Here is a 13206-nt window from a genome sequence, read left to right on the forward strand (position 1 = left end):
GGGAGAAATCTCACCGGTCGCTCGTTGCGTGCACTTTATGCATAAAATCGCCTCTCAGCCCTTATCCGACGGGCGCAAGCGGCTATCAAAACAATAGCGCCACGGCACGTGCTTCGATGCTCAGCCCCTGCCCTACCGGACCCAGTTTTTCAGCGGTTTTGGCTTTGACGTTGATACGCGACCCGTCCAGGCCCAGCGCATCGGCCAGGCACTGGCGCATCGCCGGGATGTAGGCGGCCAGCTTGGGGGCCTGCGCAACCACGGTGCTGTCGATGTTGCCTATGCGAAGTCCGCGTTCGGCCAGCAGGCGGCCGGTTTCACGCAGCAGCACCACCGAGTCCGCCCCCTTGAAGCGGACATCGGTGTCGGGGAAATGGCTGCCGATGTCGCCCAGCCCGGCCGCGCCGAGCAGGGCGTCGATGATGGCGTGGATCAGCACGTCCGCGTCCGAGTGGCCGAGCAGGCCGGTGCTGTGCGGCACGGTCACGCCGCCAATGATCAGCGTGCGGCCCGGCACCAGCGCATGGGTATCCCAGCCTTCACCGATCCGGAATGGGGGCGCAACGGAATCAGGCAGCGTCATGGCGCGGTTTCATCAGTGAGGGTTGTGGCAGGCGCTGTTTTTGGGGCGGCAGCCTTGCGGGCACGCGGCTTGGCCCGGCTTTTGATCAGGGCCTCGGCCAGCAAAAAATCTTCCGGGTAGGTGACCTTGAAGTTGTGGGCACTGCCGCGCACCAGCTGCGGCGCCACGCCGGCCGCTTCCATGGCACTGGCTTCGTCGGTCACCGGCTCACCCAGGATTTGCGCCATCTTCAGGGCCTGCATCAGGGCGCCCAGGCGGAACATCTGCGGTGTTTGGGCCAGCCATTTGTCCGAGCGGTCCACGGTGGCGACCACGCGTTCGTCCCGACCCTGCTTGAGCGTGTCGGGCACCGGCTGGGCCAGCAGGCCGCCCACCGGGTCGCAGTGGCAGGCATCGATCAGGCGCTCGATCAGCGCGGGCGTGACCAGGCAACGCGCCGCATCGTGGACCAGCACCCAGTCATCGGGTTCGGCGCCGCTGGCAGCCAGCTGCTGCAGGCCATTGAGCACGCTGGCGGCCCGTGTGGCACCGCCGCAGGGCGCCACCTCATAGCCGGCCTGGGCTGGCCCGCTGAAAAAATCGTCACCGGGGGCCACCACCACGAGGCAGGAATCAATGCGAGCCACCCCGGCAAAAGCCTGCAGCGTGTGCTGCACCATGGGCACGCCGGCGATCGGCTGGTACTGCTTGGGCAAGGCCGCGCCCTGCGCCGCGTTGTCACCCATGGCGCGCATGCCCTGGCCCGCACACGGAATCAGCGCAAAAAAGCGGGGAACCAGGGATTTCGGCGGGATCGGCGTCATGGCTTGATCATAGATTCTAAAATCGGGGCTTCAAAGGCCAGCCAGGGCCGTTCACACCCCACTCTGCACCGTTTGGGGTGTTTTCCTTTTTTCCGCCGCTTTCCTGTCACCTTATTCCGACTGTTTCATGGATTTACCCAAACTGCTCCCTGGCAAACGCTACACCCTGCCGCAACCCGCCGGCTCTGCCGACGCCCTGTTGCTGGCGCAGCTGGGCCTGAGGGAAAAAGCCGCCGGCCGGCTCACGGCCATCGTCACGGCGGACGCGGCCACGGCGCAACGCCTGCTCGACGAGCTGGCCTTTTTTGCACCGGCCCTGCGCTGCGCGCTGTTTCCCGACTGGGAAACCCTGCCCTACGACACCTTCTCGCCCCACCAGGACCTGATCAGCGAGCGGCTGGCCACCTTGTGGCGCATCAGCCAGCACGACAAGGAGACCGGCGCCGACGTGGTCATCGTACCGGCCACCACGGCGCTGTACCGCCTGGCGCCGCCGTCCTTCCTGGCCGGCTACACCTTTCACTTCAAGGTCAAGCAAAAGCTCGATGAGGCCAGACTCAAGAGCCAGCTGACCCTGGCCGGCTACACCCATGTCTCGCAGGTCGTCAGCCCCGGCGAATACGCGGTGCGCGGCGGACTGATCGACCTGTTCCCCATGGGCTCGGCCGTGCCCTACCGCGTGGACCTGTTCGACGACGAGATCGACTCCATCCGCACCTTCGACCCCGACAGCCAGCGCAGCCTGTACCCGGTGCCTGAAGTGCGCCTGCTGCCGGGCCGCGAGTTCCCGATGGACGATGACGCGCGTGCCAAGTTCAGGAACCGCTGGCGCGAACTGCTGGACGGCGACCCGACCAAAAGCCGCATCTACAAGGACATCGGCAACGGCGTGGCGACGGCCGGCATCGAGTATTACCTGCCCCTGTTCTTCGACGACACTGCGACCGTGTTTGACTACCTCGGCACCGACGCCACCGTGGTGCTGCACGGCGACCTGGAGCCGGCCTTCCAGCGTTTCTGGCAGGACACCAAGGACCGCTACCGCCTGGTGCAGGGCGCGCCGGACCGCCCCGCCCTGCCGCCGGAAGCGCTGTTCCTCGGCACCGAGCAGTTTTACGCACGTGCCAACGACTATGCGCAGCTGGCGTTGAAGGCGCGAAGCCCTCACCCTAGCCCTCTCCCAGAGGGAGAGGGGATTACCGGGGATTTACTCCCTCTCCCTCTGGGAGAGGGCAGGGGTGAGGGCTCCCCCTACGCCGAATTCAATTCACTACCGCCCATGTCCGTCGTGCGCGGCGCAGAAGACCCGCTGGCACGCCTCAAGGCACACATCCGCAACACGCCGCAGCGGGTGCTGCTGCTGGCCGAAAGCGACGGCCGGCGCGAAAGCCTGCTCGATTTCCTGCGCGCCAGCAGCGTCAGTCCGCCGGCTTTTGATTCGCTGGAAGACTTCCAGACCAGCAGCGAAAAACTCGGCATTGCGACGGCGGCCCTGAACACCGGCTTCAGCTGGCTGGCCGGCGACATTGACTTCGTCACGGAAACCGAGCTGTTTGCCGCGGGTGTCGTCACCCGGCGGCGCAACCGCAAGCAGGAACAGGTCAGCGACGTCGAGGCGCTGATCAAGGACCTCTCCGAGCTCAATGTCGGCGACCCGGTGGTGCACAGTGCCCACGGCATCGGCCGCTACAAGGGCCTGGTCAACATGGACCTGGGCCAGGGCAACACCGAGTTCCTGCACCTGCAGTACGCCGACGACGCGACGCTGTATGTGCCGGTCAGCCAGCTGCAGCAGATCAGCCGTTACACCGGCGTCAGCGCCGACGAGGCGCCGCTGCACCGTCTGGGCAGCGGCCAGTGGGAAAAGGCCAAACGCAAGGCCGCCGAACAGGTGCGCGACTCCGCCGCCGAGCTGCTCAACATCTACGCCCGCCGGGCCGCGCGCGAAGGCCACGCCTTCCGCTATTCGCCCGACGACTATGAAAGCTTTGCCAACGATTTCGGCTTCGAGGAAACCGCCGACCAGCGCGCCGCCATCCACGCCGTGATCCAGGACATGATCAGCCCGCGCCCCATGGACCGGCTGGTCTGCGGCGACGTCGGCTTCGGCAAGACCGAGGTGGCCCTGCGCGCCGCCTTCATCGCCATCACCGGCGGCAAGCAGGTGGCGCTACTGGCGCCCACCACCCTGCTGGCCGAGCAGCACTACCAGACGCTGGTGGACCGTTTTGCCAAATGGCCGATCAAGGTCGCCGAGATGAGCCGTTTCCGCTCGGGCAAGGAGATCACCGCCGCCATCAAGGGCATCGCCGATGGCAGCATCGACATCGTGGTCGGCACGCACAAGCTGCTGAGCCAGGACGTGAAGTTCCAGCGCCTGGGCCTGCTCATCATCGACGAGGAGCACCGCTTCGGCGTGCGCCACAAGGAAGCGATGAAGGCCATGCGCGCCGAGGTCGATGTGCTGACCCTGACCGCCACGCCGATCCCGCGCACGCTGGGCATGGCCCTCGAAGGCCTGCGTGACCTCAGCGTGATCGCTACCGCGCCGCAGCGGCGCCTGGCCATCAAGACCTTTGTGCGCAGCGAAAGCAACGGCGTGATCCGCGAGGCGGTGCTGCGCGAACTGAAACGCGGCGGCCAGGTCTACTTCCTGCACAACGAGGTCGAGACCATCCAGAACCGCCGAGAAAAACTCGAGGCCCTGCTGCCCGAGGCGCGCATTGCCGTGGCGCACGGCCAGATGCCGGAGCGCGAACTCGAGAAAGTCATGAAGGACTTTGTGGCGCAGCGCTACAACCTGCTGCTGTGCTCGACCATCATCGAGACCGGCATCGACGTGCCCAGCGCCAACACCATCGTGATGAGCCGCGCCGACAAGTTCGGCCTGGCGCAGCTGCACCAGCTGCGCGGCCGCGTGGGCCGCAGCCACCACCAAGCCTATGCGTATCTGATGGTGCCCGACATCGAAGGCCTGACCAAACAGGCCAGCCAGCGGCTTGAAGCGATCCAGCAGATGGAAGAACTCGGCTCGGGCTTTTACCTGGCCATGCACGACCTGGAGATTCGCGGCACCGGCGAGGTACTCGGCGAAAACCAGAGCGGCAACATGATGGAGATCGGCTTCCAGCTCTATAACGAGATGCTCAACGAAGCCGTGGCTTCGCTCAAGGCCGGCCGCGAGCCCGACCTGCTGGCCCCGCTCAACGTCAGCACCGAGATCAACCTGCATGCGCCGGCCCTGCTGCCGAGCGACTACTGCGGCGACGTGCACCTGCGCCTGAGCTTCTACAAAAAACTCGCAACCGCCAAGAACACCGACCAGATCGACAACCTGCTCGAGGAAATCGTGGACCGCTTCGGCAAGCTGCCGGCGCAGGCGCAGACGCTGATCGACGTGCACCGCCTGCGCGTGATCGCCAAACCCTACGGCGTGGTCAAGGTCGATGCTGCGCCCACCGTGATCAACATCACCTTCAGGAAGGACCCGCCCATCGATCCGATGGCGATCATGCATCTGATCCAGAAGAACAAACACATCAAGCTGGCCGGCAACGACAAGCTGCGCATCGAACGCGAACTCAAGGAACCCAAGGACCGGGCGCAAATGGTTCGCGATGTATTGAAATCCCTCGGACAACCCAAAACCACCACGGAAGCCACGCCCGCATGACCCTTGCTGAAACCCTCCCCGGCCTTGCTGTCAAACGCCCCATGCCTGGCCTGAAACTCAGCGACTTCAAGCTGGTTGCCTTCGACATGGACTCGACGCTGATCAACATCGAGTGTGTCGACGAAATCGCCGATGCCGCCGGCCGCAAGGCCGAAGTGTCCGCCATCACCGAAGCGGCCATGCGCGGCGAAATCGCCGACTACAAGGAGAGCCTGCGCCGGCGCGTGGCCCTGCTCAAGGGCGTCAGCGTGGACAGCATGGACGAGGTCTACCACCAGCGGCTCAAGCTCAACCCGGGCGCCGCCGAACTGGTGCATGCCTGCAAGGCGGCCGGCCTGAAGGTGCTGCTGGTCAGCGGCGGTTTCACCTTTTTCACCGACCGTGTGCGTGATGAACTCGGCATCGACTACACGCGCTCGAACGTGCTGGAAGTCGAGAACGGCCTGCTGACCGGCCGCATGGTGGACCAGCCCTGGGGCGACATCTGCGACGGCGAGGAAAAGAAAAAGATGCTGCTGGAAACCTGCGCCATGCTCGACATCCAGCCCACCCAGGCCATCGCCATCGGTGACGGCGCCAACGACCTGCCGATGATGGGCGAGGCCGGCCTCTCCGTGGCCTACCACGCCAAACCGAAGGTGCGTGAACAGGCCATGGTCGCCATCAACGAGGGCGGGCTTGACCGCCTGCTTGAAGTACTCAAATAACCGGCCCAACATCCAGCGCCGGGCCCGGCGGGAACGCTGGACAATCGCGGCCAGTCTGGGTACTGTAGAAAAAACAGGAAAAACCACCCAACGGAGAAACACCATGGCCCTCGACCACGCGCATCCACTCGATGTCATCAATGTCCAGCCCCTCGCCGGGAAACTGCATGAAGTCAAAACCCACAGCCTGCTCAAGACCGGGAAGCTGCAGTTGATGCGCCTGGTACTGGCGGCCGGCCAGAGCGTGCCCGAACACCAGGTCCCTGGCGAAATCACCATCCAATGCCTGGAGGGTGAAGCCGTGGTCAGCACCCGCGGACTTTCGCGCTCGCTGGGTGCCGGCGAGCTGATGGTTCTGCCCGGCGGCGAACCACATGCGCTGAAAGCCACCACGGCCGCCTCACTGTTGGTCACCATCCTGCTGAACCCCTGAATCGGGCGTTGCCGGGTCGACAAGGCCGGAATGCTATTTATTTGATAGCTGCTTGCGCTTGCAGGGAAAGGGCTGCGTGGCCTTTTCAATATTCAACGGTGAGCTGCATCCCGGACGCCCAGGCATCAGGCCTCCGGCAGCAGCACGGTGCGGGCGGTTTCGGCAATGCAGTAGGCGAAGAACTCGTCGAGTTCGTTGGATTTGTCGAACACCGCATCGGCGCCCAGCGCCATGCTGCGCTGGCGAATATCGGTCGTGGCGAAATTGGTCAGCACCACCACCTTCTGGTGAGGCTCACGCTGGCGACAGCCGGCCAGCACGCCCAGGCCGCTGCCCTCGCGCAGGAACATGTCGACGACCGCCAGTTGCCACTGACCATCATGCAGCGAGAGCCAGCGCCTGGCTTCCGATTCGGTGGTGGCATGACCGACCACGATCACCGAAGCGATCTCTTCCAACGTCTCGATCAGGTTGTCGAGGATGGTCTGGTTGTCCTCGACGAGATAGGTAATGAGTGCCACGAACTTTCCTGTCTCTGGTTTTCAGCGCTGGCGATCGTTGGGACTGGCGGGCCTCAGTGGGCGGGAAGCGGATCCTCGGCGAATGAGGGGTCGCCAGCCGACAAATCCTGGTGTTGCAGGCCAACCGCTTGCTGAAGGTGTGCCGCTTTCAGGCGTGCGTGGGCCGCGTCCAGCGCGGCGAAGGCAGCGTTGGTGGCACGCCGGTCGGGTACCGGCGCTCGCAGCAGCATGTCGTAAGTTGCCCGCAGGAAATCGTAGTCGGCCAGGGCCACAGTGGGGCGCATGTGACAGCTGGTGAGGTGTGCCTGCATTTCAACTCCGGCTTGGTGGATCCACAGTGCAGGGTCGGCTGCACCGGCCCCTTGATGCCATCCATTGTGGGCAAGCCGGCGTGCTGGCGGCATAGGCCAACTCAATCTCCGGCTGTCGGAGATTACCTACCTACCTACCCACCCGCCGCCGGTGCGGCAACCACGTCAGTCCAGATGCTCGAGCAGCAGCGGCGCAATCATTTCCAGAAAACGGTATTCGCCTTCCGGCAGGTGCCGGGCTTCGGGGTCCATCTGGCACAGCGTGCCGTACAGATGCCGGGGGCCGCGCGACAAAGGCAAGCCGACATAGGCATTGATCACCCCGCGCTGAAAATGGGTGGCCAGGCGCGCGTCGGTCAGGACATCCTCGCTGACAAAGGCCTGGCCGGCCTGCACAAAACTGCAAAGCGAGTGGTCACGGGGCGTGGGTGGCAACGGGGACGCCACCTGGCCGAGCCGGTCGTGAATGCCCACGTTCAGCATCACGTCACCGTCGAGCTTGTAGATGGCCGTGTAGCGGTGCGGCGCGCGCCGGTTCAGGAAGGCAAGCGCACCGGGCACCCCATGGTCCGCCAGCACTGCCTTGAATTTGGCAATGTCGTCAAAGCAGTCTTGCACAGGGGTCTTTCAGTAGATGGCCGGACGGCCGTGGCGTGGCGTGGTGCCGCGATTGTAGGCACCCAGGCGAAGACCGGTTGGATGGACCGGTTGTGGGCGTCGGCCCGCCAGGACCGCTACAGCGGGCGCAGATGGGTCGGTGGGTCGAAGTCGCCCATCGCCAGCTTGAAGCGGATATGGGCTTCGTCCATGGCCACCATCGCGTCGTTGACCGCCTTGTAGTCGGGCGGGTCCATGCTCAGAAAGCGCATGTAGTCAGCCCGCGCCTCGTCATAGTCGGCCAGGGCCTGCTGGGCTTTGGAGAGGGGGACAAACATGGCCAGGCCTTAAATGGCGGGCTGAACCGTACCGGGCTCTTCCGGATGGGCCGGCGGGGGCACAGGACCGAGGTCAGGTTCGACAGGGAATTCAGCCGGTGCCGGCACGGTTTTTCCGCCAGGCGACAGAGGCTCACCATTTTCGGAGGGATGGGGACGATGGGTGGACGACATAGGAGTCAGAACGGGGCGATCCAGGCTTCCACCGGAACCTCCGCAGTGGCCAGGACGGCAGCGGCGGCGATGCCCACGGACACCGCCGAAACATAAGCGATCAGCGCTCCCAGCACACGCCGGGGCGGTGCGCTGGACAGCCAGGCTGGCTGGACAGGGTTGGCATCTGGTTGACTGGACATAGGGTGATTTTTGATGGGCGGCTGGGCGTCCGCCATAGGCGGAATCTGAAAGGAACTGTCAGCGAAGGCTGACAAGGTGAAATGCAGTGATCACCACGCGACAGCCATCACTCTCTTTTTGATAGCAGCCAGCGCAATCACCGCAAGGGCTGGGGTCCAATCCAGCCTCATGACTAGCGCTGCCGACCCGGGAATCCCGGCTTAGAGCTTGGGAATACGCAGCGTCTTGCTCAGCATCAGGGTGCCGGACAGGACAAACAGCAGGGACAGGGGATGCAGCGCCCAGGGGCCGGCCATCCAGACACCGCCGTAAAGCTGATCACCGAGGCGGTCCTGCCAGGCCGCCACCGCCAGCAAGGCGGTCAACAGCACGCTGGTGGGAATGGGTGTGCCCTCGAAATAGGCCACCTTGTCGGCGCCTGCCGACAGCGTTTCAGCCGTGACGTTGTAACGAGCCAGCCGACTCACGCCGCAGCAGACGAAGTAGATCAGCGCAATCCAGTCCCAGCCGCCACGCAGACCCGCCGCGAACGCCAGTGCCGCAGGCGCCACCCCAAAAGAGATGATGTCCGCCAGCGAATCGAGTTCGCGCCCCAGCGCCGAATGCTGGCTGCGCCAGCGCGCCACGCGTCCGTCGAGCACGTCAAAAATGAAGGCCGCAGGCGCCATCGCCGCCGCCGCATAAAACCAGGCCTTGGCCCCCTCCACCGCATACAGCATGGCCAGAAAAACACCCGCGACCCCGCAGGCCGCATTACACAGCGTGAGGAAGTCCGCGAGGTGGAACTCCCGGAGCATGGAGAAATGTCTGGTCTTGTCAGTCAAGGGCGCCTGCTTTCATCGGTGGTCATGTCGGCGCGGCCAGCCTAGGAGCCTGTCGGACTTGGGAATCGTCGGCTGCAAATCGACCGCAGCGGTCCATTTTTCACCGTCTTTTTGTCCCATAGCTGGGCTATGGGCCTGCACATCCGGCAAAAACTGTCCTCGCCGGGGCCGATTTTCGCTTTCGACGCCCCAAGCCCGACAGGCTCCTAGCGGCCTGCCATGCCGTACTTTACTTATTTCTGCGGCACCGGGACCGGTACCAGCAGCACCGGCGCATTGGTCTGCGGCTCGATGCGAACCGACGTGGCGCCAGCCGGCACGACCACGGTTTCGACTTCGCGAATCACCCCGCCACCGGCGACACTGCCGCTGGCATTGCCGTAACCCATTACACGGGCCTCACAGGCCGAGCGGTCTTCGCCGGTGAGCGCTTCGCAGCGCAGGCGGGCGTTGGCCTCAAACTGGGCGCCGCTGTTGTCAAGCTTGCCGCTGCGTTTTTCGGCTGCGGCATTGTTCACTTCCCTGAGGCAGGTGGCCTGGTCCTGCTGGGACCGGCCTTCCATACAGGCGGCGCGCTCCTTTTGCGTATTGCCCGAAGCATCAATGCCCGTGGTGCCGGTTGCCGTGATGGGCGCCTGCGCCAGCGCAGCCCCCATGAGCAGGGACAGCCCCAAGCCGGCCCATGCGTGGCGCGCGCGAAAAATGAGGGTGGTTTTGATCATGTCGTGCTCCTGAACGGTGAAAGATGCCCCAGTCTAGGGAGGCGGACACGGCCGGCCTGAGGGATATCACGCCCGCCGCGCAGCGCCACGCACGCGACTGTCTGTAGGACGGGTCTTTCAGCGGCCACAAAAAAGGCGGCCATGGCCGCCTGGACAGGCTCGGGGGACCGCCCCCGCCCGTAGGAACGTCAGTGCTACCTGGCACGCGGGCCGTCGGTCGGCATGGTGAAGGAGTCTTCCCACTGTGTCGCGAAACGGCCCGGCTTGTCTCGGGTCATGAAGGAGCCGGTGCCCTCCGGGTTGAAGCCGATGTTGCGGTTCTTTTCCCTGGGGTCGGGCTCGGCAACCTGTTTGTCCTTGATCTCCTTGAGGGCGGCGGCCTTGGCCGCGCGCACTTTCTCGCTGGTGAACTCATCGAGCGCCGCATGAAAGCTGCTGTCGCCGCCACGGGTCTCCTCGGCCTCGGCCTCGGCCATCGGGACCTCGCCCAGAAACGCCGCCCGCATGGCGCCGCCCGAGGGCAGGCTGCCACTGCGCACCGTGGTGTAGCCAATACCGCATTCCAGCAACAGGCTCTCCTTCATGTCCTTTTGCGCCCGGGGAAGGCCCCGTTTTCCCGGCACATCGACACAGCCGACCACCTTGCCCTCCAGGGTGCAGACGCTGAAGCTGCAGTAAACCCCCTCCAGCAGTTCGTGCCAATGCTGGTCCTTGTTTTCGGGCCGGTTTTTCGTGCTCGGAATCGTGAAACGCATGACAGGCACCTTGATCATCACGGCATGATCCGCAAAAGCCGTGCGCAGCCACTTCCACACCTCCTGCTCCTCGCTGGTCATCAGGCCGCGGGCGTTGAGCAGCCAGCGCGCCGGCAAACGCAACTTCTGCTCGACGCGGCGGCGTGACCAGCCCCAATGCGCCAGAACCCCCAGGCCGACGCCCAGCGAAAGGCCCAGCGCAGTCATCAGCCATGTGGATAGGTTCACGGTATCTCCTTCTTGTGTGGGCACGCTGCCCAATGCAACCGCGCGTCTGGCCGCCAGCATAAATCACAAACACCCCGCCGGTCAAAACATGGCGTCCGCAACGGTTACCAAATGAAGCAGCGCGGCCGGCGCTCAGGAATTGACGGCGCCCCCCAGCGGAAAGGCACGGACCAGGCGCTTTGGCTCCGTACCAGTGAGGAGCCCTGTCGCTCCCCCACGACATCCACGCAGCCGATCACGGTTCCGTCCGCGCCGCATACCGTGAACGTGCAGTAGACGCCGCTCAGGCGCTTGTGCCAGACCTTGCTTTCTGCGGGGGTGGTGGGTGCGGTGTAGCGCACCAGCGGGATCTTGAGCATGACGTGGTAGTCCGCAAAGACCGCGCACAACCACTGCCAGACGTCGTGTTCATCCGGGCCGACCAGCTCGCGCGCCGTGATCGGCCACTGGCTGGGGGCACTCATGCTGCGGAGGGCTGCACGTCGCAGATGACTTCTGTAAAGCAGGCTGCAGGCGCCCACCGCAGACACCATCAGCAAAGCCCCCAAGCCCACCCGCTCCGTCAAGTCATTGAGCACGTGTCCTCCCTCTTTTTAGGGGAGTCTACCCACATCCCGGAAAAAAGATAATTTTTCTATCTAAAACAGAATTATTTTTGTCTCCGATACGTCAACCCCCGGCTGGCGCATGGCGCACTGCGCCCGGTATCCGGGTCTGCGTCACTCGTTCCGGCTAGCGGAATTTTTTGGTGAATTCGCGCACGACACCGATGATCTCGGCAGTGCCCAGGGGACGGATGGGGTAGCGCACATTGAGCGGCTTGAGAAACAACTCGCCACCATCCATGATGAGCTGCTTGAAGGTCGTCTTGTTCTCGCCGTTGAGGGCGATCACATAGTCGCCCGGCACGGCCTGCATTTCGGGCTCCACGATCAGCAGAGAGCCTTCGGGGAAGGAATCGATGCTGTCGCCAACCATGCTGTCTCCCTGAACACGCAACGCAAACGTGTGACGTTTGATGGCAATGGTCACCGGCACCCTCTCCAGCCCGTCCTTGGGATTGAAGTTGTCAATGACCGTGTAGTTTCCGGCCTGCACTTCCGAGATCAGCGGCACTTCAGCCCGCACGTCAAAACCCGGGCGGACGTTGGAACCACCAGACATCAACTCGGCCACGAAAACGCCAAGCAGTTCTGCCACCCTGCGCTGGTTGGAACGTTTTGGCGCGGTGCCGTCCGGTCTTTCCCATTGTTGTACGGCCCCGCGGCTGACGCCTGCAGCGTCAGCAAATTGCGGCTCGCTCATGGCCAGCCGTTTGCGGCCTTCCCGGATTAATGTATGAACGCTCATAGTCTATAGGTTAGGCCTCCGCCTCGATAGAAAATTTGTCTCTGGATAGAGAATTTAGCGCTCCTGCGGAACGCGGCTTCGGTGGTAAGTGACCGTGAAAAGGACCTGAAACCGGCGCCGGGGCGGCGCCTTTTAAACAAGCTCTGTGCGTAGCCTGTTCTTCTTCTTGATTCTTCTTGGTATTGCTGGAGGATCTGGGTATGGAATTACATAAAAAAAGGCACTCAAAACCCTGTTAATCCTTTGTATTAATTTTCAAAATGTATGGAATGCCCCAAGAAGCTGCCCGCGACACGACGCTAACTGTCCTTGAGCAAAAACTGCATGCTGGTTCCCGCCAGTTCCAGCACGTCGTTGTGGGCCAGCGGCACCGCATCGGCACCTACTGGCTGGCCATTGAGCGTCGGCGGGACCCCGCCTTCCATGTGGGCCACGTAGTAGCCGTAGCGCCGGTGGGAGACGGCCACGACGCTGACATCGGGCTTGCCGAAAGTGGTCACCGCCTTGACCACAGGCACCTCCAGTCCGGCCGAAGAGCCCGAGAGCACCTTGAAGCTGGCGTGCAACGTCCCACTCCCCCCCGGCGCAGCGTGGCCATCGAGCTTCATCGCCGCCGTCTCGTGGTAGCCGGTATCTTCCGAGGCCGAGAGGTACTGGATCCTGAAGTTTCCAATGGCGATCATGTCGTTGTCGTGCAGCAATTGCCGTGACTTGATCATCTTGCCGTTGATATAGGTGCCGTTGGTGCTGCCCAGGTCTTCGACATACACGTCGGCCAGGCCCTCCAGTTCAAACACGCAGTGCTCGCCGCTGACCACCAGGTTGTTGAACACAATGTCGTTGTGCGGCCGCCGGCCCAGCGTCGTGCGGTCCTTGTGCAGGTAGACGTGTTTGATTTCGACACCCTCGACCGATGCAATGAGTTGCGGCATAAGGCCTCCCGGCTGCGTCAAGACTGCCGCGGTGCGCCCTTCGCACAGCGGCCTGTTCATCGTATGCCTGAC

16 protein-coding genes are annotated in these 13206 nt (G+C 63.7%); 3 read left to right on the forward strand and 13 right to left on the reverse strand.

The annotated features are described in order from the left end of the window. Positions 1–85: 85 nt before the first annotated feature. Together ispF and ispD are read right to left on the reverse strand one after the other, a co-directional pair. Positions 86–583 (reverse strand): 2-C-methyl-D-erythritol 2,4-cyclodiphosphate synthase, encoded by a 498-nt coding sequence (ispF, locus tag B7G52_RS02445; RefSeq protein ID WP_096695967.1) that lies wholly within the window; start codon positions 581–583, stop codon positions 86–88. Then, positions 580–1386, reverse strand: coding sequence for a 2-C-methyl-D-erythritol 4-phosphate cytidylyltransferase (gene ispD, locus B7G52_RS02450; protein WP_096695969.1), 807 nt, complete (start codon positions 1384–1386; stop codon positions 580–582). Before ispD ends, ispF begins: the two co-directional genes overlap by 4 nt. A gap of 127 nt (positions 1387–1513) precedes the next feature. Here ispD and mfd point away from each other — a divergent pair, with 127 nt between their 5' ends. The 3 genes from mfd to B7G52_RS02465 all read left to right on the forward strand — a co-directional run bounded on the left by mfd (position 1514) and on the right by B7G52_RS02465 (position 6199). Next, complete coding sequence (gene mfd, locus B7G52_RS02455) at positions 1514–5059, forward strand: transcription-repair coupling factor (RefSeq protein WP_096695971.1); 3546 nt, start codon at positions 1514–1516, stop codon at positions 5057–5059. Beyond that, on the forward strand, positions 5056–5766 hold the full coding sequence (serB, locus tag B7G52_RS02460) for a phosphoserine phosphatase SerB (RefSeq protein ID WP_096695972.1): 711 nt from the start codon (positions 5056–5058) through the stop codon (positions 5764–5766). Before mfd ends, serB begins: the two co-directional genes overlap by 4 nt. A gap of 103 nt (positions 5767–5869) precedes the next feature. Further along, the gene (locus B7G52_RS02465; protein ID WP_096695973.1) at positions 5870–6199 is read left to right on the forward strand and encodes a cupin domain-containing protein; all 330 of its coding nucleotides are present in this window, start codon (positions 5870–5872) and stop codon (positions 6197–6199) included. A gap of 125 nt (positions 6200–6324) precedes the next feature. Here B7G52_RS02465 and B7G52_RS02470 read toward each other — a convergent pair whose 3' ends face one another. The 11 genes from B7G52_RS02470 to B7G52_RS02515 form a co-directional block, all read right to left on the reverse strand. Beyond that, the gene (locus B7G52_RS02470) at positions 6325–6720 is read right to left on the reverse strand and encodes a response regulator (RefSeq protein ID WP_096695975.1); all 396 of its coding nucleotides are present in this window, start codon (positions 6718–6720) and stop codon (positions 6325–6327) included. A gap of 53 nt (positions 6721–6773) precedes the next feature. Continuing rightward, positions 6774–7031 (reverse strand): hypothetical protein, encoded by a 258-nt coding sequence (locus B7G52_RS02475; protein ID WP_205853018.1) that lies wholly within the window; start codon positions 7029–7031, stop codon positions 6774–6776. 165 nt (positions 7032–7196) lie between these two features. Further along, a complete protein-coding gene (locus B7G52_RS02480) occupies positions 7197–7649 on the reverse strand; it encodes a hypothetical protein (protein ID WP_096695977.1) in 453 nt (150 codons plus the stop codon). A gap of 116 nt (positions 7650–7765) precedes the next feature. Next, positions 7766–7966 carry a hypothetical protein gene (locus B7G52_RS02485; RefSeq protein ID WP_096695979.1) on the reverse strand — a complete coding sequence of 67 codons (201 nt, stop codon included), beginning with the start codon at positions 7964–7966 and terminating at the stop codon, positions 7766–7768. A 179-nt stretch (positions 7967–8145) separates the two neighbouring features. After that, on the reverse strand, positions 8146–8322 hold the full coding sequence (locus tag B7G52_RS23520; RefSeq protein WP_170954658.1) for a hypothetical protein: 177 nt from the start codon (positions 8320–8322) through the stop codon (positions 8146–8148). A gap of 201 nt (positions 8323–8523) precedes the next feature. After that, positions 8524–9120, reverse strand: coding sequence for a phosphatidylcholine/phosphatidylserine synthase (locus B7G52_RS02490; protein WP_096671494.1), 597 nt, complete (start codon positions 9118–9120; stop codon positions 8524–8526). 260 nt (positions 9121–9380) lie between these two features. Then, a complete protein-coding gene (locus B7G52_RS02495) occupies positions 9381–9869 on the reverse strand; it encodes a hypothetical protein (RefSeq protein WP_096695982.1) in 489 nt (162 codons plus the stop codon). A 194-nt stretch (positions 9870–10063) separates the two neighbouring features. Beyond that, positions 10064–10852 (reverse strand): DUF2726 domain-containing protein, encoded by a 789-nt coding sequence (locus B7G52_RS02500; RefSeq protein WP_096696075.1) that lies wholly within the window; start codon positions 10850–10852, stop codon positions 10064–10066. Positions 10853–10956: 104 nt separating this feature from the next. Continuing rightward, the gene (locus B7G52_RS02505; RefSeq protein ID WP_096695984.1) at positions 10957–11316 is read right to left on the reverse strand and encodes a hypothetical protein; all 360 of its coding nucleotides are present in this window, start codon (positions 11314–11316) and stop codon (positions 10957–10959) included. 268 nt (positions 11317–11584) lie between these two features. Next, positions 11585–12157 (reverse strand): LexA family transcriptional regulator, encoded by a 573-nt coding sequence (locus B7G52_RS23940; RefSeq protein ID WP_240523290.1) that lies wholly within the window; start codon positions 12155–12157, stop codon positions 11585–11587. A 344-nt stretch (positions 12158–12501) separates the two neighbouring features. Beyond that, positions 12502–13134, reverse strand: coding sequence for an FHA domain-containing protein (locus B7G52_RS02515; RefSeq protein WP_096695985.1), 633 nt, complete (start codon positions 13132–13134; stop codon positions 12502–12504). Positions 13135–13206 lie beyond the last annotated feature (72 nt).

It is taken from the genome of Polaromonas sp. AER18D-145 (genome assembly GCF_002379095.1).
In the GTDB taxonomy this organism is placed as follows: Bacteria; Pseudomonadota; Gammaproteobacteria; order Burkholderiales; family Burkholderiaceae_C; genus Polaromonas.

What these genes read in the sequence shown, in the direction of transcription:
- B7G52_RS23940 (WP_240523290.1), bottom strand. Translation starts at nt 12,157, where the DNA reads ATGAGCGAGCCGCAATTTGCTGACGCTGCAGGCGTCAGCCGCGGGGCC.
- B7G52_RS02485 (WP_096695979.1), bottom strand. Translation starts at nt 7,966, where the DNA reads ATGTTTGTCCCCCTCTCCAAAGCCCAGCAGGCCCTGGCCGACTATGAC.
- ispF (WP_096695967.1), bottom strand. Translation starts at nt 583, where the DNA reads ATGACGCTGCCTGATTCCGTTGCGCCCCCATTCCGGATCGGTGAAGGC.
- B7G52_RS02475 (WP_205853018.1), bottom strand. Translation starts at nt 7,031, where the DNA reads ATGCAGGCACACCTCACCAGCTGTCACATGCGCCCCACTGTGGCCCTG.
- mfd (WP_096695971.1), top strand. Translation starts at nt 1,514, where the DNA reads ATGGATTTACCCAAACTGCTCCCTGGCAAACGCTACACCCTGCCGCAA.
- B7G52_RS02495 (WP_096695982.1), bottom strand. Translation starts at nt 9,869, where the DNA reads ATGATCAAAACCACCCTCATTTTTCGCGCGCGCCACGCATGGGCCGGC.
- B7G52_RS02490 (WP_096671494.1), bottom strand. Translation starts at nt 9,120, where the DNA reads ATGCTCCGGGAGTTCCACCTCGCGGACTTCCTCACGCTGTGTAATGCG.
- serB (WP_096695972.1), top strand. Translation starts at nt 5,056, where the DNA reads ATGACCCTTGCTGAAACCCTCCCCGGCCTTGCTGTCAAACGCCCCATG.
- B7G52_RS23520 (WP_170954658.1), bottom strand. Translation starts at nt 8,322, where the DNA reads ATGTCCAGTCAACCAGATGCCAACCCTGTCCAGCCAGCCTGGCTGTCC.
- B7G52_RS02465 (WP_096695973.1), top strand. Translation starts at nt 5,870, where the DNA reads ATGGCCCTCGACCACGCGCATCCACTCGATGTCATCAATGTCCAGCCC.
- B7G52_RS02505 (WP_096695984.1), bottom strand. Translation starts at nt 11,316, where the DNA reads ATGAGTGCCCCCAGCCAGTGGCCGATCACGGCGCGCGAGCTGGTCGGC.
- B7G52_RS02515 (WP_096695985.1), bottom strand. Translation starts at nt 13,134, where the DNA reads ATGCCGCAACTCATTGCATCGGTCGAGGGTGTCGAAATCAAACACGTC.
- ispD (WP_096695969.1), bottom strand. Translation starts at nt 1,386, where the DNA reads ATGACGCCGATCCCGCCGAAATCCCTGGTTCCCCGCTTTTTTGCGCTG.